The following is a 20215-nucleotide window of genomic DNA, read 5'->3' on the forward strand; positions in this document are numbered from 1 at the left end:
CGGGGGGTTTCAGTATTTCAACAAAAACCGTCACCATTTGTCGTCGGTGTGGTTGTGATGAGCTGCTGACGGACAAATGGTTTAAAACGTGATCAATCTAACACCTTGCTCATTGACCGTAAAGAAAGATGCGCTACATACAAGTGTAGCACCGTTTACTGCGTGTAAATTCCTCACTACGGTTGTGGCAACCGGGATGGCACCAAACGTTAATAAAGAAAGAGCCGCGCCCCTAATCCCACAAAACTAACATCCATAAGGCAACAATGTTAGGATAGTTTGTGGTCGACAACGACGGTAACAAGCATGTTAGACAAAGTTTTGAGAATTGCCACACGGCAAAGCCCACTTGCGCTATGGCAGGCGCATTATGTGAAAGAACGCCTTGAGTCCTGTCATCCTGGGCTGGTGGTCGAACTGGTGCCGATGGTGACTCGCGGCGACGTGCTCCTGGATACCCCGCTGGCAAAAGTGGGTGGCAAGGGCTTGTTTGTCAAAGAGTTAGAGCTGGCCATGCTGGAAGACCGCGCGGATATCGCCGTGCATTCCATGAAAGATGTTCCGGTCGAGTTTCCCGCGGGACTGGGGCTGGTCACGATTTGCGAGCGCGAAGATCCGCGCGATGCTTTCGTGTCCAATCACTACGCCTCCATCGACGCGCTGCCGCACGGCAGCATCGTCGGCACATCGAGTTTACGCCGTCAGTGCCAACTGGCAGCCCGGCGTCCGGATTTGGTGATCCGTTCGCTGCGCGGCAACGTGGGGACTCGTCTCGGGAAACTCGACAGCGGCGAGTATGACGCCATTATCCTCGCGGCCGCGGGCCTTAAACGCCTCGGGCTCGAAGCGCGCATTCGTCAGCCGTTGACGCCGGAGCAGTCGCTGCCCGCCGTTGGCCAGGGCGCGGTCGGCATTGAATGTCGTCTTGACGATCAATGGACCCAGGCGCTGTTAGCCCCGCTGAATCATGCGGAAACGGCCATTCGCGTACGCGCGGAGCGGGCGATGAATACCCGGCTTGAAGGCGGCTGTCAGGTGCCTATCGGCAGCTACGCCGAGCTCGTCAACGGCGAGCTGTGGCTGCGCGCGCTGGTTGGCGCCCCCGACGGCTCGCAGGTAGTACACGGCGAGCGACGCGGCCTGGCGGAAGATGCCGAACGCCTCGGCGTCTCGCTGGCGGAAGAACTGCTGGATAACGGCGCCCGCGATATTCTCGCCGCCGTCTATGCGGGAGAAGCGCCGCGATGAGTATCCTGGTCACCCGTCCGCTGCCGCAAGGCGAAGAGCTGGTCAGCCGCCTGCGCGCGCTGGGACGCGTGGCCTGGAGCTTTCCACTTATTGAATTTACCCCCGGCCGCGGACTGCACGCCTTAAGCGGCCAGCTGGCGGCCTTATCCGCAGGCGATTTGTTGTTTGCCCTTTCACAGCACGCCGTGGAGTTTGCCCACGCCCGCCTGCATCAGCTGAACCAGCGTTGGCCGCAGGCTCCCGGCTATTTCGCCATCGGTCGCACCACCGCGCTGGCCCTGCATAAAGTCAGCGCCAGGGATATTCGCTACCCATTAGATCGGGAAATCAGCGAAGTCTTGCTACAATTACCTGAATTACAAAACATTGCGGGGAAGAAGGCTCTTCTTCTTCGCGGCAACGGCGGGCGGGAATTGTTAGGCGCAACGCTCCGCGAGCGCGGCGCCGACGTCACTTTCTGTGAATGCTATCAACGTAGTGCCCGGCATTACGACGGCGCAGAAGAAGCAATGCGCTGGCAGTCCCGCGGCGTCACCACGCTGGTCGTCACCAGCGGCGAGATGCTGCAACAGCTTTGGGCGCTGATACCGGAGTGGTATCGCGAACGGTGGCTCCTTCGCTGTCGCATTTTAGTTGTCAGTGAACGCCTGGCCCAGCAGGCCCGGGAACTGGGCTGGCAGGATATCCAGGTTGCCGATAGCGCCGACAACGATGCGCTGCTACGCGCATTACAATAACTCTCAACATTGGAAGCCATAATGACGGAACAACAAAACCAATCCGCCGTGGTTGAAGAGACCAGGGAGGCCGTGGACAAGGCGCCACAGCCAGAGAATAGCGGAAAGAAAAACGGCGCAAATAAAACCAGTCTCGTTCTGAGCGCGGTTGCGATCGCCATTGCCCTCGCCGCTGGCGTCGGCCTGTATGGTTTGAATAAACAGCAAGTATCACGGCAGAACGAGACCAGTACAACGCTCGCCGATCGGGTCGCGGAGCTGCAAAAAGCGCAGGACAGCCAAAAAACCGAACTCGAAGGCATAATTAAACAGCAGGCCGACCAGCTGACAGAGGCGAAGCAGCAGCAGGAAACGCTGGCGAAGCAGCTGGAGGAAGTCCAGCAAAAAGTGGCCGTCATTTCCGGTAGCGATGCCAAAACCTGGCTGCTGGCGCAGGCTGATTTCCTGGTGAAAGCGGCCGGACGTAAGCTGTGGAGCGATCAGGACGTCACCACCGCCGCGGCGCTGCTGAAAAGCGCCGATGCCAGCCTCGCCGATATGAACGACCCCAGCCTGATTAGCGCCCGCCGGGCGATCACCGACGATATCGCCTCCCTGTCGGCGGTCAGCCAGGTCGACTATGACGGTATTATCCTCAAGGTAAACCAGCTCGCTAACCAGATCGATAATCTGCGTCTCGCAGACAACAACGATGACGATTCCCCGATGGATTCCGATAGCGAAGAGCTGTCCAGCTCTATCGGCGAGTGGCGGGTGAATCTGCAAAAAAGCTGGCAGAGCTTCATGGACAGCTTTATTACCGTCCGTCGCCGCGACGAAACGGCGGTGCCGCTGCTGGCGCCAAACCAGGATGTCTACCTGCGCGAAAATATTCGTTCCCGTCTGCTGGTCGCAGCGCAGGCGGTTCCGCGCCATCAGGAAGAGACTTACAAACAGGCGCTGGATAACGTGTCGACCTGGGTCCGTGCCTATTACGATACCGAAGATGCCTCAACCAAGGCCTTCCTTGAGGACGTTGATAAGCTGAGCCAGCAGAGCATCACCATGAACGTGCCGGACAACCTGCAGAGCCAGGCGATCCTCGAGAAGCTGATGCAGACGCGGGTACGCAATCTGATGGCGCAGCCTGCCGCCGCGCCGGGCAGTACGCCAGCTCCGGCAGCCGCGACGTCAGCGCCCGCACCTGCGACACAAGGAGAGTAACGCATGTTGAAAATTCTCTTACTCTTCGCGCTGTTGATCGCCGGGATCGTCGTCGGCCCCATTATCTCCGGGCATCAGGGCTACGTGCTGATCCAGACCGATAACTACAATATCGAAACCAGCGTCACCGGGCTGGCGATCATTATGATCCTTACCATGGTGGTACTGTTTGCCATTGAATGGCTATTCCGGCGTATTTTCCGTACCGGCGCCCATACCCGCGGCTGGTTCGTCGGGCGTAAGCGCCGCCGCGCGCGCAAACAAACCGAGCAGGCGCTACTCAAGCTGGCGGAAGGCGACTATCAGCAGGTTGAGAAGCTGATGGCGAAGAACGCCGATCATGCTGAACAGCCGGTGGTGAACTATCTGCTGGCGGCAGAAGCGGCCCAGCAGCGTGGTGATGAGGCGCGGGCAAACCAACATCTGGAACGCGCCACGGAACTGGCCGGAGACGATCTGATTCCGGTAGAGATCGCCCGCGTGCGTCTGCAGCTGGCGCGTAATGAAAACCTGGCCGCGCGCCACGGCGTTGATAAGCTGCTGGAAATTACCCCACGGCACCCGGAAGTTCTGCGTCTGGCCGAGCAGGCCTATACCCGCACCGGGGCATGGCATTCGCTGCTGGATATTATCCCGTCGATGGCGAAAGCCAACGTCAGCGATGACGCGCATCGCGCCGCGTTGGAGCAGCAGGCGTGGATTGGTTTAATGGATAAAACCCTGGCCGATCGGGGCAGCGAAGGGCTCCGCGAATGGTGGAAAGGTCAAAACCGCAAAACCCGCGCGCAGGTATCGCTGCAGGTGGCGATGGCCAACCTGCTCATCGAAAGCGACGATCACGATACCGCGCAGCAAATTATTATCGACGGTCTGAAGAAGCAGTATGACGACCGCCTGGTGATGCTCATCCCGCGCCTGAAGACCAATAACCCAGAGCAGCTGGAAAAAGTGCTGCGTCAGCAGATCAAATCCGTTGGCGATCGCCCCTTGCTGTGGAGCACGCTGGGGCAATCTCTGATGCGCCACGGCGAATGGCAGGAAGCCAGCATCGCGTTCCGCGCCGCGCTGAAGCAGCGCCCGGATGCATTTGATTATGCGTGGCTGGCCGATACCCTTGACCGGATGCATCAACCGGAAGAGGCCGCCGCCATGCGCCGTGATGGCCTGCTGTTGACCCTGCAGAACAATCCGCAGCAGTAGCCCGCTTGCCTGCCGCTATCGCCTCTCTTCAGGGCGATAGCGCGTTTCCCAGCCGCCCTTTTCCCCCGCCGTCCCTGTTCGTTTCATTGACCCCTGAAATAAAAAAACGCCTGCACTGAAACCAGGGCAGGCGTTAAAACAGGTCTGTTTGACAACAAATTGGGTGCTTCACTCAACGTTATGTCCATGGTGTTTGATGAGACGATACGCTGTATCTCTCAAGCTGCTTTGAAGCAGCGTGAAGATCGTGCGTATAAACGCGACATCTGTCAGTGGACGATAAGCACCGTAAACGGCTCTGCATCATTCCTGGGTTTATGAGGCCGAAGGCGAACATAAGAGATGGAATGAGCATCTACCCGTTTATTATCGCACAGGTTCTGGGGAAATTGCATCTGTCCGCAGGGTGAATTGGGAGTTTTCTGCCCAACAAACTACCGCGGTGCATACCGGAGGCATATGAGGTTTTTGTTTGCAAGATCATGGGGATATGAGAAAGATTTGGCACGGAAGAAAACAAAAAACCCCGCCGAAGCGGGGTTCAAAATTGGTCGGCGAGAGAGGATTCGAACCTCCGACCCACTGGTCCCAAACCAGTTGCGCTACCAAGCTGCGCTACTCGCCGATGTACTGCTTTTTGAATTTTTAGTTCAATTCGTTAAAGTCGTGGTGCGAGGGGGGGGACTTGAACCCCCACGTCCGTAAGAACACTAACACCTGAAGCTAGCGCGTCTACCAATTCCGCCACCTTCGCAATTCACAACTCTATCAAATAATGGGGTGGCTAATGGGATTCGAACCCACGACAACTGGAATCACAATCCAGGGCTCTACCAACTGAGCTATAGCCACCACTACAAATCTTTTCACGCGGCACTGTAAAATTCCCAGTCCACCGCAGCTCAAGCACCGGGTTAAATGGTGCGCCCGACAGGATTCGAACCTGAGACCTCTGCCTCCGGAGGGCAGCGCTCTATCCAGCTGAGCTACGGGCGCTTAGCGCCGTTGCGGGGTCGGATAATACGGACTTCCCCCCCCGCTGTCTAGTGCCTTTTTAAATAAAATTTCTGTTTGCTCACGCTTTGCGCATTTTGGCGTTTATTCCGCCGTTTTGTCGATATTCCCCTGCCGACCAAGGCCAAAAACCCGATAAATAAGCGTGACCCCGGCCAGGAAAAGAGTCCCGACGAACAGCGACATACGGGTATCGTCGTTAAAACCCATGCCGATCAGCACGCAAACCAGAAACGCCATCGTCAAATAGTTCGTCCACGGGAACAGCAGCGAACGGAACGGATGGCTGGCCATCGCCTGCCGGTGGGCGCGGCGAAAACGCAGCTGGCTAATCAGGATCACAAACCACGGCACCATGCCCGGCAGCACGCTGGCGCTGTAGACGTAGACGAATACCCGCTGTGGATTCGGAATAATATAGTTCAGGCATGAGCCGAGCAGCAGAATCAGAATTGACAACCCAACGCCCGCCGCCGGTACGCCGTTGCGCGACACTTTGCCGATAGCCGCAGGCAGCTGGCGGTTCTTCGCCAGCGCGTAGAGCATCCGTCCGCAGCTGTACATCCCGCTATTACAACCGGAAAGCGCCGCCGTCAGCACCACGAAGTTGATAATCCCGGCAGCGGCGGCGATCCCTATTTTGGCAAAGGTCAGGACGAACGGACTGCCGCCGGAGCCAATCTGATTCCACGGGAAGATGGTCACAATCACAAAAATGGCGCCGACATAAAAAATCAGAATGCGCCACAGCACCTTACCGACCGCGCTACGCAGGGTAACCTGCGGGTTCTTCGCCTCGCCGGCGGTAATCCCGATCAGCTCCACGCCCTGATAGGACGCCACCACAATGCACAGCGCCGTCAGAAAGCCCTTCCAGCCGCCGGCGAAGAAACCACCGTGCTCGGTCAGGTTGTCGAAGCCGATAGCGTGCCCGCCGTTACCAAAACCAAAGAAAATCACGCCCAGCCCGACGACAATCATCACGATAATGGTGGTGACTTTAATCATCGCGAACCAGAATTCGATCTCACCATACAGGCGTACCGCGGCCAGGTTCGCCAGCGCCACCAGCCCAACGGCAATCAGCGCCGGTATCCACTGCGCCATCTCCGGGAACCAGAACTGCACGTACACCCCGATGGCCGTAATCTCCGAAATCCCGACCGCCATCCACATAAACCAGTATGACCAGGCGGTCAGGTAGCCGAAGAACGGACTCATGTAGCGGTGTGCGTAAACGGCGAACGAGCCGGTTACCGGTTCGAGGAACAACATTTCGCCCATCGAACGCATGATGAAGAACACAAATAAGCCGGCGATAATATACGCCAGCAGGACGGAAGGACCGGCCCACTTCAGCGTACTGGCCGCCCCCATAAATAAACCGACGCCAATCGTACCGCCAAGGGCGATCAGTTCAATGTGCCTGGCCTCCAGCCCGCGCTGGAGTTCCGCTTTTTTCTCTGTCATATAGCCTCTTGTGTTTGCCCTGCCTCCGGTTTTTACTCCGCATCCTTCAGGCGATCTGCCTGCTGGTTCGCTCCGCACACGCCAACCGCACAGTGATGTATGCCGCTGGGTAATGGCAGATTGACTCCCTCGCCGTCTCCCGAAGGGTCTTGTGCATATACCGGTTATTTTTATGAATTAATGAAAGGAAATGGCCTTGCCTGCGCGACGGCAAAGACCGCCCGCCGCGCATTAAGCATGCGAATGGTTAATGAATTTTGCGCAAATGGCAAATAAAGTATCAGGAAAATTAAGGTATTAGACAGAATATGTACGCAAACTGGCCAATTAGCAGCGGAATATCAGAGCTGACCGGTGTAATACCAACGTAAATATCGCAGCAGGCGGATCTGTCTTTTAATCCGGCTCGGCTGGGATACCAAACGATAGAACCATTCCAGCCCCAGGTTTTGCCAGAATTTTGGCGCCCGGTGAACATGGCCGGTAAATACGTCGTAGGTGCCTCCCACGCCCATATACAGCGCCTGCGGATAGACCGCCCGGCAATCGCGCATCAGAATCTCCTGACGCGGCGATCCCATCGCCACGGTGACGATTTGCGCCCCGCTATCGCGGATACGCTCGAACAGCGCCTGGCGCTGGCCAGCGGCGAAATAGCCGTCCTGGCTCCCGACAATATTGACCTTCCAGCGTGCCCGCAGCTGGGATACGGTCTGTGCCAGCACCTCCGGCTTGCCGCCCACCAGAAAGACCGGCGTCCCCTGGGCACCCGCGCGTTCCATCAGCGCTTCCCATAAATCGGCTCCCGCCACGCGCGACACCTGCGCCTGAGGATATTTTTTGCGCAATGAGCGCACGACGCTGATGCCATCGGCGTATTTAAACTCCGCAGCCTCAATCAACGCCCGCACCTCCGGGTCGTCCTCTACCGCCAGCATCTTCTCGGCGTTAATCGCGACCAGCGTTCCCTGACGGATAGCACCGTCAGCGTACAGATAATCCAGAGCATGCTGCATGTTGCGCCAGCCAATGAGTTGTAATCCTCTCAACAGATACAACGGCGCAGAAGTAGTCCCAGTCATGTCCATCCTTATCAGACCTGAGGTTGCGAAAGCGGTTTGCTCCGCTTATGAATCAGTCCCACGCTATCCAGGAACCAGTACAGCAATTTCGCCGCCAGCAAGCAGATACCAAAGATCACGAGGAAAAACACCACGCGGGAGCCAAAGGAATCCAGCCCCTCGCGTGCCAGCACTATCATGTTGAAGATAGCGCCAAAACAGAAGCTATGCAGAATGGCCGCTTTATAGCGATTACTCTCCCGGTTGCCAAGCTCATACAGCCAGTCGAACCATTTAATAATCAGCCCGACCGCCACCGCGCCCAGCGGGACGAACCAGACGCCGCCCATCACCACCAGCGAACCAATCAGCGTCGGCGAGATCGCCAGGCCGGAGTGATTATTCAGCACTTCCCAGGTAAAGTAGTTCGCGGTATTGAGCACCATTGACGGCCTGCCGTGCCACATCCAGCTGGGGATAAAGACGTAGAAATCCCGGATCATCGGCGCCAGCCCCTGGAACGCGATCTTGTCGTAGTTCTGCAACAGCAGCGCCAGATTCTCCCACGGCGAAAAGGTATCGCGGGTCAGATAGAGGAAGGTATAAAACGCCTCATCGCCGCTGACGTTCATGCCGTAGCGTTTAAGCGCCAGCCAGAACATCCCGACGATGCCAAGTACGCCAGCCGCCGCCAGCATCCACAGGCTGATCCAGCCGCGAATAATGCCGATAAACAAGAAGATGGCGAAAGCGATAATAATGTTCGCGCGGGTACCGCCGACGATGGCATAGGTCAGCAGGCCAAACGCCACGGTGCTGATCAGGAAGAATATCCACGCCTTATAATCCTGGCGCAGGAAATAGACCACCAGCATCGCCGGGATAAAGAAATAGAAAAATCGCTTCAACGCCACGCCGGAGACTTCACTGGAGAAGATCTGGCTATAGGAGTTGAGTCTGAACAGCAGGAAGCCATTATGGGCAAAGAAAATCCCGACGCACAGCAGCGCGACGCCCAGCAAAATCACCCATGCCAGGTTGGTCTCCACCCGGTTCATGGTAAATAGCGGACGGCGCCGGCTGTCGTGCGTAGCCGAACGCAGGCGCGTTTTATAGGTCACGTAATACACCGCGTAGAAACAGACCGACACCAGCAGAGTTTGCAGCAGTACTTCCGGCGGGGCGACGCTGACATCAAAGCGGAACACCAGGATGCTGGTCAGCGGGAAGCCAAAGAAGAAAGTCAGCAAAAACAACAACGAGAAGAAGACGTTGAAGTTAAAACGCACGCGGCGAAACTCAAAGTAAGTCACGGTGGCGATAAACAGCGTCGACAGCAGCCAGACCACCAGCAGCCCGCAAAATTGCATTAATGTCATACGCTCACCCCCGCAGCAATCCGCAATGCCCGCTGCCAGCCCGCCAGGTAATTCGGCCGGAAGAAGGCAATCTGGTTCTTATCAACGCCAGCCAGCTGGCGTTGCGCCTCGCGAACGACGGCGACATCCAGCGTATCGCCGGTAAACAGCACCGGAATATCCTGCTCCGCCATATCCTGCCAGAACGGATTTTCCCGATTCAGTACGCAGGGGATCCCCGCCTGAATCAACAAGCACAATGTACCGATCCCCTGCTGGCGGGCAAACAGGAAGTAGCCCAGATCGCAGCGGCGCAGCAGAGCCAGATACTCATCAAACGCGAGTCGATCGCCGAGTATCTGTAAACGTTCAGCACGGAATAATGCCGCGCCCGCCTCCCGGACTTCGTGGATATAGTCGGCATTGTTTGCCGGATAGCCCATCGGGACGATCACGTTTACCGTATCGCCGAACTGCTGATGAATCGCCCGCAGCGCCGCAATATGTTCATTGCTGCGGTCGCCGGAGTTCCCCACCAGAATCGTCAGCGTCTCAGCGTGCGGCGCGCTATCGGCCAGCGAATTCAGCGCCGGATCCATCCGCGTCGGGAAATAGAGCAGCGCTCCGGGCACGCGCGGATGACGACGGGCAAACCAGCTCAGATCGCCGCGGGTGGCAAAAACGCGCCCGACCCGCCCCTGAGCCAGGCGGCGCAGGGGATAGAATAAACGAAATTTCAGGCTGGACGAATTCTCATACAGATCGGCCCCCCAGATGTGCCAGTTAAACTGGGCAGGACGAATTCCTCCACCCAGCAGCGCCAGCCACAGCCCGGTATTAAACTGACCGTGGAAGAAAAAGTGCTGACGACGATCGGCTTTTGCCAGCGCAATGACCGCCTGCGCCAGCGATTTTTTACCGGGATAACAGGTGATAGACAACCCCGGGTACGCTTCGCGGACGCCCGTTGCATCACCAACGACCATAAATTTCCGCGCCTGCTCGTCGCCGGCGGCCAGTTCATCATTAAAGAACCGCAAAACGGTCTGGTTATGGTGGGGGATATCCGATCCCAGTACATGTATCAGTGCTGTCATGCCCGTTTACGCCAGAGTAAAAACACGCCACTACAGAGGGCGAAATAAACAATATACGTAGCCATATACGCCTGCGCCGCGCCAGTTGCGCCGTGCGCCGGGATGAGCCAGTGCGAGAATACGGTCAGCAGCGTGAACTGGCTGATTTCTGTCAGAATATAAAAGCGCAGCGACGCTTTAGCGATCACCAGATAACCGTAAACATAGGCGCCCACCTTCAGCACATCGCCGACCAGCTGCCAGGCAAACAGATCGCGCATGGCCGTAAAGCGCTCAGAAAACAGCAGCCAGATGGCAAAGTCGCGCAGCAGCCAGACGGTGAAGCTCGCCGCGGCCACCGCCGGGAGAACAAATTTTAATGACTTGCCGATCTCGCTGGTGATATCCGCTTTGGCAGTCAAACGCGACAGCGTAGGCAGCAGGTACACGCTGAACGAGGCGGTGATAAACTGCAGATAGGCATCGGAAATACTGCTGACCCCTTGCCAGATCCCTACCGCCTCCCAGCCATAATGCTCCGCCAGCAGGTTACGCATCATCACATAAGCGACCGGCAGCGTCACCGAGGTAATCAACGCCATCAGGGTAAACTTGCTAAGCTGCCCCGCCAGGCCATTGTCCCAGCGCGGCCGCAGCGCGCTTAGTGGGATAGTCCCCCGCCGCCATAATACAATCGCCGCCGGCACCACGACCAGCGCCGGCACCAGCGCCAGCCCCAGCAGCGCCCCCTGATAGCCCGCCACGCGGTAGCAGGCATAGTAGGCCACGACGCCAATCAGACTGCCGGCGATCAGCGACAGGGCATTCCCCGCCGCATCGCGAAAACCTTTCATCAGCGCCAGCAGCAGGTTGGCCCAGGCAATGCCCATCTGTACCAGCGCCACGAGGCGCACCAGCCCCTGGTAATCCGTGTGACCAAACAGCCCCTGGCTGATGGGGGCCGCCGCCAGCAGGAACACCAGCGCCAGCAGCGTTGAGAAGCCGAGAACCATCGCTGAGGAGGTCCCGACCACTTTATTCAGCTGCTGGCGATCGTCATGGTGCTGCGCCACCAGTTTGGTGACGCCGTTGAAAATACCCGCGCCCGCCAGCACGCCGAGGACGGTGACCAGCTGGCGAAAGTTACCGGCCTGGCCCACGCCCGCCGGTCCAAAAGACACCGCCAGCAGTTTCACCACCAGCAGCCCGGCGGCGATTTTGACCAGCGTGGACGCGGCGGTCCACAATGAAGCTTTAGCCAGCGACATATCAGGAGAAATAGCTCAACAGCGAGTTAATCACCGTTCGCTGGTTAGTCGACGACAGGTTGTAGAACAGCGGCAGACGCAGCAGGCGCTCGCTTTCCAGAGTGGTATAACGGTCCTCCCCGCGGAACTCACCGAAGTTCTCACCCGCCGGGCAGCTATGCAGCGGAATATAGTGGAACACCGCGAGGATTTCCGCCTCTTTCAACCAGGCGATCAGCCGGCTGCGATCGTCGATATCGCGCAGCTTAATGTAAAACATATGCGCGTTATGCCCGCAGTCAGCAGGAAGGGTCGGCAGCTCGATGCGTCCGGCGCGGGCCAGCGGCAGCAGCGCATCGTAATAGCGCTGCCACAGCGCCAGCCGCTGCTGGTTAATTTGATCCGCGGCTTCCAGCTGCGCCCACAGATAGGCGGCCTGCAGGTCAGACATCAGATAGCTGGAACCGATATCGCGCCAGGTGTATTTATCCACCAGGCCCCGGAAGAACTGGCTGCGGTTGGTGCCCTTCTCGCGGATAATTTCCGCGCGTTCAATCAGCGCGCGATCGTTGATCAGCGTCGCCCCGCCTTCGCCGCCCGCGGTATAGTTTTTGGTCTCATGGAAGCTAAAGCAGCCGATATGCCCGATAGTGCCCAGCGCTCGCCCTTTGTAGGTCGACATCACGCCCTGGGCGGCATCTTCCACCACAAACAGGTTGTACTTGCTGGCGAGGGCCATAATAGTATCCATCTCGCAGGCAACGCCGGCATAGTGGACCGGCACAATTGCCCGGGTTTTTTCGCTAATCGCGGCTTCAATCAGCGTTTCATCGATATTCATCGTATCGCGACGAATATCCACAAAGACGATTTTTGCCCCGCGCAGCACAAAGGCGTTGGCGGTGGAGACGAAGGTATAGCTCGGCATAATCACTTCGTCACCCGGCTGGATATTCAGCAGCAGCGCCGCCATCTCCAGCGAGGCGGTACAGGAAGGGGTCAGCAGCGCTTTTGCCGTGCCGAAACGCTGCTCCATCCACTGCTGACAGCGGCGAGTAAAGCCGCCGTCGCCGCACAGCTTGCCGCTGCTCATCGCGGATTGCATATAATCAAGCTCGGTTCCCACCACCGGCGGCGCGTTAAATGGAATCATCATGTCACCTGTATAACCAGTACGCGGTGTTTTCCACATTGGCACCGCTGAGAATATAACGTTTAAGCGCGGCGGTGTTGCCCATCTGGGTTGCCACCCGCAGTGTAGAAAGCTGGCGCAGCCCGGCCCAATGCCGCGCCGCCTGCATCAGTTCCGCGCCCGCGCCGCGACCGGCTAACAGGCCAATTCGGGCTTCCGTCGTATTGAGCTGACGCAGTGAAACAAACGCGCGAATATCGCCATCAGCGGCGCGAAAAATCAGGCACTGGTTATCGAACGTCCCCAGCACCGCGTTTTCAACCCACCGGGCGTAAAAACGGCCGCTGGCGTCCGACGGGTACCAGGGCGCGCGAAAGCGGCTCTGCGCAAAGGCCTGCGCCGCCAGCTCGCGCAGGCGCGGAATATCCGCCGCCGTCGCCACTTCGCTTCCCGCATCATCAGGAACGCCAACCGGCAGCGCCAGATCGACTTCGCCTTCCACCAGCTGGAACCCCAGCTGCTGTAGCGCATCCAGCCGTTCGCTATCTTCCGCCGCAATCTTCGCCTGCAGACGCGACCAGCCGGCCAACGCCTGAGCGGTCAGCGGCGGGGCATCATCGCGAAAGCGCACAATCGCGCTATCAATGCCAAAGAAGTGATTCTCCCATTCCAGGGATTCAATACTGGCGCGGACGAACACGGGAGGGATCCCGGAGAGAGGCGTTATAGCCAGAGCCTGGCATAAAATCCAGGCCCTCGCCGGTGACCAGAAGCGTACTCATCGCCACACCCCTTTGGTGTCGACAATAAATTCCTGCGTCACGCTGGCGCCGCTGATGGCTTTAAACTCGTTATGGTCTACCAGCATCACCAGCACGTCGGCACTCGCCAAAGCATCATCCAGCAGAGCCAGTGAACATAAACCAGCCAGTTTCTGTGGCAGTTGATGAATATTGGGCTCTACCACCAGCGTGTCGCCGCTGTGCCAGCGGGCAATTTGCATGGCGATCGACATCGCCGGGCTTTCGCGCAAATCGTCGATATTCGGTTTAAAGGCCAGGCCAAAGCAGGCAATTTTCAGCTCGCTGGCGCGTTTGTTGCTGGTCGCAAGGCAATCCGCCACCCGCGCCTTGACCTGGTCGATCACCCAGTCGGGCTTATGGTCGTTAACTTCGCGGGCGGTACGAATCAGCCGCGCCTGCTGCGGGTTTTGCGCCACGATGAACCACGGATCGACCGCGATACAGTGGCCACCGACCCCCGGGCCCGGCTGCAGAATGTTCACGCGCGGATGGCGATTCGCCAGGCGAATCAGCTCCCAGACGTTAATTCCCTGCTCGGCGCAGATCAGCGACAGTTCGTTAGCAAACGCGATATTGACGTCGCGGAAGCTGTTTTCGGTCAGCTTACACATCTCCGCGGTGCGGGAGTTGGTCACCACGCATTCGCCCTCGAGGAAAATCTTATACAGCTCGCTGGCGCGGGCAGAACACACCGGCGACATACCGCCGATAACGCGGTCGTTTTTAATCAGCTCGACCATCACCTGGCCCGGCAGCACGCGCTCCGGGCAATAGGCGATATTCACGTCCGCCGCTTCGCCCGCCTGCTGCGGGAAGCTCAGATCCGGGCGCATTTCCGCTAACCAGGCGGCCATTTGCTCCGTGGCGCCCACCGGCGACGTGGACTCCAGAATCACCAGCGCCCCTTTCTGCAGCACCGGCGCAATGGATTTTGCCGCGGACTCTACGAAGACCATATCCGGCTCATGCTGGTCTTTAAACGGCGTTGGTACCGCGATCAGATACGCATCGGCAGCGACCGGCGCGGTAGTGGCACTTAAATAACCCTGTTCGACCGCCTCTTTGACGACGCTCGCCAGATCCGGCTCCACGATATGAATCTCGCCACGGTTAATGGTCTCCACGGCATGTTGATTGATATCAACGCCGACCACCCGCTTTTGCCGGGAGGCGAACGCGGCAGCGGTTGGCAGGCCAATATATCCAAGGCCAATCACCGAAATGGTAGAAAAACTCATAGCGTTACCTGATTATTTTTAAGTGCGGACAAAATACGGCGACATGCCTGACCATCGCCGTAAGGATTATGCGCCCGGCTCATCGCCTGATACGCGGCATCATCCTCCAGCAAATGCGTAACTTCAGCGACGATACACTGGGTGTCGGTACCCACCAGCCGTACGGTGCCTGCGGCGACCGCCTCCGGGCGCTCGGTCATTTCACGCATCACCAGCACCGGCTTTCCGAGCGATGGCGCTTCTTCCTGAATGCCGCCGGAGTCGGTGAGAATCAGCCATGCGCGATCCATCAGCCAGACAAACGGCAGGTAATCCTGCGGCTCAATCAGCATCACGTTATCAACGTGGCCAAGAATACGGTTCACCGGCTCGCTGACGTTCGGGTTCAGGTGCACCGGATAAACAATTTGCACCGCGGGATGATCGGCGGCGATTGTCGCCAGCGCATGGCAGATTTGCTCAAACCCGCGGCCGAAGCTCTCCCGGCGATGGCCGGTGACCAGAATCATCTTCTTTCCGGCCGCCAGGAACGGATAACGCTGCAGGAGGGTATTGCGCAGGAGCTCATCACCCAGCACCCGATCGCGAACCCAGAACAAGGCATCGATCACCGTGTTGCCGGTGACCACGATATGGCCGTCCGCGATGCTCTCCCGCAACAGGTTCTGCCGTGAGGTTTCCGTCGGCGCAAAATGATACGTGGCCAGGTGCCCGGTTAGCGTACGGTTGCCCTCTTCCGGCCACGGCGAGCTCAGATCGCCGGTCCGCAGCCCCGCCTCAACGTGCCCTACCGGGATCCGCTGGTAGAAAGCGGCCAGGCTCGCGGCCATCGTCGTCGTGGTATCGCCATGCACCAGCACGACGTCCGGCTTAAACGACTCCAGAACCGGTTTCAGCCCCTCGAGGATACGGCAGGTAATCTCCGTCAGCCCCTGTCCTGGCTGCATAATGTTGAGGTCGTAATCCGGAACAATGGAAAAAAGTTTCAACACCTGGTCGAGCATCTCCCGATGCTGGGCGGTTACGCACACTTTCGCCTCAAAGTGAGGATCCTTTGCCAGCGCATGAACCAGAGGCGCCATTTTGATGGCTTCGGGTCTCGTGCCAAATACCGTTAGTACTTTCACATCGATTCTCTTCGATTAGGTGATGAAGCCCGTATGTCCTTCATCACAGGCCGCATTCACTGGACCCGACGACGCGATAATGCGACGCCTGCGCCGATGAGCGCGCCCACAATCCCCCACATCACCATCAGAAACACCCGCCGCGGGCTATCGCGTTTTACAGGTTCTTCCGGCGTACGCAAATACCGGTAGGTCTGAAAACGCGGGTCTAATGTCGGCCCGACGTTCAGCGTATTCAACATGGCACGGCTCTGGTCATAGTCGAGATCGTATTCCGGCCCAACCGCCTGCAGATTTTCCAGCCGCGCCTGCAGCATCGGCCTGCCGAGTAAGAACAGTTCGGAATCGGGAAGCTGGTCTGCCGGGATATCCGTTTCGCTACGAGAAATGTTGTGCTGCTGAGCGATTTTCAACGCCTCTTCCACGCTGTGGGTACGCCGGTTGAAAATTTCGCGCGCCACCTCTTCCTGACGCTTCACCTGCGCTTTCATCTGTACGGTACGTGCCGCCCAGGCGCCCTTCAGCTCATCATTCAGATGCCCTGCCGCCCGCTGGCTGGCGAAAGCCACATACTGGCGCAGTAAATTATTGGCATCTGGCGCCGTTTCCGCCGTCAGCTTCACGCTGTCGTTAATACTCTTGGCCGGGTCGCCGGGCATAAACTGAATATTGTTAATCAGCTCATCCAGCAGCGCGGCGTCCGCGCGGGCGTTACCCGACTGACGCTGTTTGTAATAGTCAGTCTGCAGCCAAAAATCGCGGCGGGTATCCCAGGAAGCCTGCTGCATGATGAACTCTTTATAGGCTTCATCCATCGCCGAGGGCTGATCGACCGGCACCAGGTTGGCTTTAATATCCAGATTGCGTAAGAACTGCTGTTGAGAGTAGTAACCGCCAAGCATATTCACGGTGGGGCGATCGGTAATCGCCGTCGCGCTCCACTCCTGACGAGCAAAGAAAGCGTAAACCAGAACGATCAGCGCGAATAGTACGGCCATTCCGGCTATCCAGATTTTTCCTGCCCATAAGGCGCGAAACAGCCCGCGAATATCCAGCTCATTCTCAACGTTCACTGCTTGTGCTCCCGGTAATGGTTGAGTCATCACGTCCCCAGTTCTACTTGGTTAATTTTGGATTATTGCCGCTGTGTCGCCGAATTCTGCGTCTGATGCGCTTAACCAGTCGCGCCACTTTCCATGCGCGTTTAATACAGTAGCCATAAAGGAAAAAGGCCAACAAAAAGAGTACTAACATCACCCATTCAGGAACGATACGGGTATATTCCGCCACCACACCGACCATCGCCAGTAGCGCGGCCGCCAGGGTGATCAGGACAAAGGCCTGCCGGGAAGTAAAACCGGCACGCATGATCAAATGATGAATGTGCTGGCGGTCCGGAGAGAACGGACTCATACCTTTACGCAGGCGGCGATACATAATCGCCACCATATCCATCAACGGAATAGCAATAATCCACAGCGCGGTAACCGGGCTAATAGGATGGGTTTTACCCTGGGTCGTCTCCAGCAGAATCCAGATGATGGTGAAGCCAATCATGGTACTGCCGGCGTCGCCCATAAAGACTTTATAGCGACGGCCAAGCGCGCCAAGGTTAAGTAAAATATAGGGCAGAATGGCGGCAATCATCGCAAAACACCACATTGCCAGGCTGTACTGACCGTCAAACCACAGAATAATGCCGGTTGCCGCAAACGAGACCGATGACAGACCGCCCAGCAGGCCGTCGATGCCATCCACCATATTAAAGGCGTTGATCGCCGCCCAAACGGCGAAGAGGGTGAGGAAGAAGCCAAAGGGACCGAGAACCAGCTCCCACGAGCCAAAAATAAAGCCCAGGCTGCTCAGATGCAGGTTTCCTGCCGTCATCATCACCACGGCAATCGCGGCCTGAATAACCGCGCGAATTTTTACACTGATATCAAACCGGTCGTCCAGCGCACCGACCAGGACGAGGATCCCGGCGCACGCCAGGTATAGCGTTGCATGGGGAATGTAATAATCGGCGATGGCAAAAGTAAAACAAATGCCAGCGTAAACTGAGATGCCACCCACTAACGGAACCAGGCCTTGATGCCGTTTTCGATAGTTAGGTTTATCCACTAGCCCGACTTTTTTTGCTGCTTTACGAGCAACAAATATAAAAAGGGTGGTGAATAAGAAAATACTGATTATTTCAGTAATAGCAGTGAGTAAATTCACAACACATATGCTCTCAGCATGGTTAATCCGGGAAGTATAACGACGATGTCTCAACTCCTGAAGGGTTAAAGCAGAACATTACAAATTTATTGTATAGATTTTAGTCTGTTAAAGTTGTTTCTGCCTGGAGTGGTGCACTAATCATACGATAACACCCGCTCCGCTTTCCCTTTCTGGATCATACAAACCCCCAAAACAAAACGCCACGCAATCGCGTGGCGTTTTTTGGCTTTTTTAACTTACGAGCGCTTCATCATATCGAAGAAGTCATCGTTAGTTTTGGTCATAGCCAGTTTGTTGATGAGGAACTCCATGGCGTCGATTTCACCCATCGGATGGATGATTTTACGCAGGATCCACATCTTCTGCAGCTCTTCCTGAGTGGTCAGCAGCTCTTCTTTACGGGTACCGGAACGGTTGTAATCGATAGCCGGGAAGACGCGTTTTTCAGCAATCTTACGCGAGAGGTGCAGCTCCATGTTACCGGTGCCTTTAAACTCTTCGTAGATAACCTCATCCATTTTGGAGCCGGTATCGATCAGCGCCGTAGCGATGATGGTCAGGCTACCGCCCTCTTCAACGTTACGTGCGGCACCGAAGAAACGCTTCGGACGATGCAGGGCGTTGGCGTCCACACCACCGGTCAGTACTTTACCGGAGGCCGGAACCACGGTGTTGTAAGCACGCGCCAGACGGGTAATGGAGTCGAGCAGAATGATAACGTCTTTCTTGTGCTCAACCAGACGTTTCGCCTTCTCGATGACCATCTCGGCAACCTGAACGTGACGGGATGCCGGTTCGTCGAAGGTGGAAGCAACCACTTCGCCTTTCACCAGACGCTGCATCTCGGTCACTTCTTCCGGACGTTCGTCGATCAGCAGCACCATCAGCACGCAGTCAGGATGGTTGTAAGCGATGCTCTGCGCAATATTCTGCAGCAGCATGGTTTTACCCGCTTTCGGCGGAGCAACAATCAGACCACGCTGGCCGCGGCCGATCGGCGAAGCCAAATCGAGGACACGCGCGGTTAAGTCTTCGGTAGAACCGTTACCACGCTCCATACGCAGACGTGAGTTTGCGTGCAGCGGCGTTAAGTTCTCGAACAGGATCTTATTACGCGCGTTTTCCGGCTTATCGTAGTTAACTTCGTTAACTTTCAACAGCGCAAAGTAACGCTCACCCTCTTTCGGAGGACGAATCTTACCGGAAATGGTGTCGCCAGTGCGGAGGTTGAAACGGCGGATTTGGCTTGGGGATACGTAGATGTCATCGGGACCGGCGAGGTAGGAGCTGTCTGCGGAGCGGAGGAAACCAAATCCATCCTGCAGTATCTCCAGTACGCCATCGCCAAAGATATCTTCGCCACTCTTCGAATGCTGCTTGAGGATGGCAAAAATAATATCCTGCTTACGCATACGGGCCAGGTTTTCCAGCCCCATATTTTCGCCGAGAGTAATCAGCTCAGAAACCGGCGTATTCTTTAATTCGGTAAGATTCATAATGGTGTGGGTTCTTAAACTCGGGGTAGAACTCGAACTTAATGTTGTGAATGGTATGGCAGGAACTTCCATGCCTGTTAACGGCCTTCATCTCGTGCCTGTACGTTGCCTGGTCACAGGAAAGAACGCAGAGCTGGAACGACAAAACGGAATGAGTGATAAGCCCGGAATTTGTAGCTTCTCGCGCATTTTCTGCGGGACGCTTCGGGTAAAACAAGATTCAAACAATAAGGTATGTTTAAAACGAAGTCTGAAGTTAACTTAGCACGACTCTCGCCGGGCGTCCAGAGTTCCGCTAAAAATAGGAATCCGGACGCCGGAATGGCAAACCGCTTACGCCAGGTTGGCGTCGAGGAAATCTTTCAGCTGGCCTTTAGACAGCGCGCCAACCTTAGTTGCCGCCACTTCGCCGTTCTTAAACAGCAGCAGCGTCGGGATGCCGCGAATGCCATATTTCGGCGCAGTACCCGGGTTCTGATCGATGTTCAGTTTAGCAACGGTCAGTTTGCCCTGATACTCCTCAGCGATCTCATCCAGAATCGGTCCGAACATAATCCACACACCTCACCACTCAGCACAGAA

The 20215-nt window shown here is 56.9% G+C and carries 16 protein-coding genes, 4 tRNA genes and 1 pseudogene; 4 read left to right on the plus strand and 17 right to left on the minus strand.

Features of this window, described 5'->3' with window-relative positions; genetic code table 11:
• Positions 1–306: 306 nt before the first annotated feature.
• The 4 genes from hemC to hemY are packed head-to-tail and all read left to right on the plus strand — an operon-like array spanning position 307 to position 4388.
• Positions 307–1248 carry a hydroxymethylbilane synthase gene (gene hemC / locus ACI2JR_RS26055; protein ID WP_132731868.1) on the plus strand — a complete coding sequence of 314 codons (942 nt, stop codon included), beginning with the start codon at positions 307–309 and terminating at the stop codon, positions 1246–1248.
• On the plus strand, positions 1245–1985 hold the full coding sequence (gene hemD, locus ACI2JR_RS26060; RefSeq protein ID WP_132731867.1) for a uroporphyrinogen-III synthase: 741 nt from the start codon (positions 1245–1247) through the stop codon (positions 1983–1985). Before hemC ends, hemD begins: the two co-directional genes overlap by 4 nt.
• A 21-nt stretch (positions 1986–2006) precedes the next feature.
• Positions 2007–3188: a uroporphyrinogen-III C-methyltransferase gene (hemX, locus tag ACI2JR_RS26065; RefSeq protein WP_132731866.1), complete on the plus strand. Its 1182-nt coding sequence runs from the start codon at positions 2007–2009 to the stop codon at positions 3186–3188.
• 3 nt (positions 3189–3191) lie between these two features.
• Positions 3192–4388, plus strand: coding sequence for a protoheme IX biogenesis protein HemY (hemY, locus tag ACI2JR_RS26070; RefSeq protein ID WP_132731865.1), 1197 nt, complete (start codon positions 3192–3194; stop codon positions 4386–4388).
• A 548-nt stretch (positions 4389–4936) separates the two neighbouring features.
• Here hemY and ACI2JR_RS26075 read toward each other — a convergent pair.
• The 17 genes and pseudogenes from ACI2JR_RS26075 to trxA form a co-directional block, all read right to left on the minus strand.
• Positions 4937–5013: transfer RNA gene (locus ACI2JR_RS26075), tRNA-Pro, on the minus strand.
• A 42-nt stretch (positions 5014–5055) separates the two neighbouring features.
• Positions 5056–5142: transfer RNA gene (locus ACI2JR_RS26080), tRNA-Leu, on the minus strand.
• A gap of 22 nt (positions 5143–5164) precedes the next feature.
• Positions 5165–5240 (minus strand) — tRNA-His (locus ACI2JR_RS26085).
• Positions 5241–5307: 67 nt separating this feature from the next.
• A tRNA-Arg gene (locus tag ACI2JR_RS26090) sits at positions 5308–5384 on the minus strand.
• 102 nt (positions 5385–5486) lie between these two features.
• The gene (locus ACI2JR_RS26095) at positions 5487–6872 is read right to left on the minus strand and encodes an amino acid permease (RefSeq protein WP_462479845.1); all 1386 of its coding nucleotides are present in this window, start codon (positions 6870–6872) and stop codon (positions 5487–5489) included.
• A 341-nt stretch (positions 6873–7213) separates the two neighbouring features.
• Positions 7214–7954, minus strand: coding sequence for a lipopolysaccharide N-acetylmannosaminouronosyltransferase (gene wecG / locus ACI2JR_RS26100; RefSeq protein ID WP_132731863.1), 741 nt, complete (start codon positions 7952–7954; stop codon positions 7214–7216).
• Positions 7955–7965: 11 nt separating this feature from the next.
• Complete coding sequence (gene wzyE, locus ACI2JR_RS26105; RefSeq protein ID WP_132731862.1) at positions 7966–9312, minus strand: ECA oligosaccharide polymerase; 1347 nt, start codon at positions 9310–9312, stop codon at positions 7966–7968.
• Positions 9309–10388, minus strand: a complete 1080-nt coding sequence (locus ACI2JR_RS26110) for a TDP-N-acetylfucosamine:lipid II N-acetylfucosaminyltransferase (protein WP_462479846.1) — start codon at positions 10386–10388, stop codon at positions 9309–9311. The genes wzyE and ACI2JR_RS26110 overlap by 4 nt, the downstream gene beginning before the upstream one ends.
• The gene (gene wzxE, locus ACI2JR_RS26115; RefSeq protein WP_462479847.1) at positions 10385–11635 is read right to left on the minus strand and encodes a lipid III flippase WzxE; all 1251 of its coding nucleotides are present in this window, start codon (positions 11633–11635) and stop codon (positions 10385–10387) included. The genes ACI2JR_RS26110 and wzxE overlap by 4 nt, the downstream gene beginning before the upstream one ends.
• A gap of 1 nt (position 11636) precedes the next feature.
• Positions 11637–12767, minus strand: coding sequence for a dTDP-4-amino-4,6-dideoxygalactose transaminase (rffA, locus tag ACI2JR_RS26120; RefSeq protein WP_462479850.1), 1131 nt, complete (start codon positions 12765–12767; stop codon positions 11637–11639).
• Between the two features lie 4 nt (positions 12768–12771).
• Positions 12772–13446 (minus strand): dTDP-4-amino-4,6-dideoxy-D-galactose acyltransferase, encoded by a 675-nt coding sequence (gene rffC, locus ACI2JR_RS26125; protein WP_132731859.1) that lies wholly within the window; start codon positions 13444–13446, stop codon positions 12772–12774.
• Positions 13447–13524: 78 nt separating this feature from the next.
• Complete coding sequence (wecC, locus tag ACI2JR_RS26130) at positions 13525–14787, minus strand: UDP-N-acetyl-D-mannosamine dehydrogenase (protein ID WP_462479848.1); 1263 nt, start codon at positions 14785–14787, stop codon at positions 13525–13527.
• Complete coding sequence (gene wecB / locus ACI2JR_RS26135) at positions 14784–15914, minus strand: non-hydrolyzing UDP-N-acetylglucosamine 2-epimerase (RefSeq protein WP_462479849.1); 1131 nt, start codon at positions 15912–15914, stop codon at positions 14784–14786. The genes wecC and wecB overlap by 4 nt, the downstream gene beginning before the upstream one ends.
• A gap of 56 nt (positions 15915–15970) precedes the next feature.
• Positions 15971–17017, minus strand: a complete 1047-nt coding sequence (gene wzzE, locus ACI2JR_RS26140; protein ID WP_132731856.1) for an ECA polysaccharide chain length modulation protein — start codon at positions 17015–17017, stop codon at positions 15971–15973.
• A gap of 13 nt (positions 17018–17030) precedes the next feature.
• Positions 17031–18134: a UDP-N-acetylglucosamine--undecaprenyl-phosphate N-acetylglucosaminephosphotransferase gene (gene wecA, locus ACI2JR_RS26145; RefSeq protein WP_132731855.1), complete on the minus strand. Its 1104-nt coding sequence runs from the start codon at positions 18132–18134 to the stop codon at positions 17031–17033.
• 239 nt (positions 18135–18373) lie between these two features.
• Complete coding sequence (gene rho, locus ACI2JR_RS26150; protein ID WP_002883293.1) at positions 18374–19633, minus strand: transcription termination factor Rho; 1260 nt, start codon at positions 19631–19633, stop codon at positions 18374–18376.
• 333 nt (positions 19634–19966) lie between these two features.
• Positions 19967–20185 (minus strand): annotated as a pseudogene (gene trxA / locus ACI2JR_RS26155) (thioredoxin TrxA); the annotation flags it as partial.
• Between the last annotated feature and the right edge of the window lie 30 nt (positions 20186–20215).

Origin of the sequence: Klebsiella sp. NPDC088457, from assembly GCF_044900465.1 — a bacterium.
Lineage (GTDB): Bacteria > Pseudomonadota > Gammaproteobacteria > Enterobacterales > Enterobacteriaceae > Klebsiella.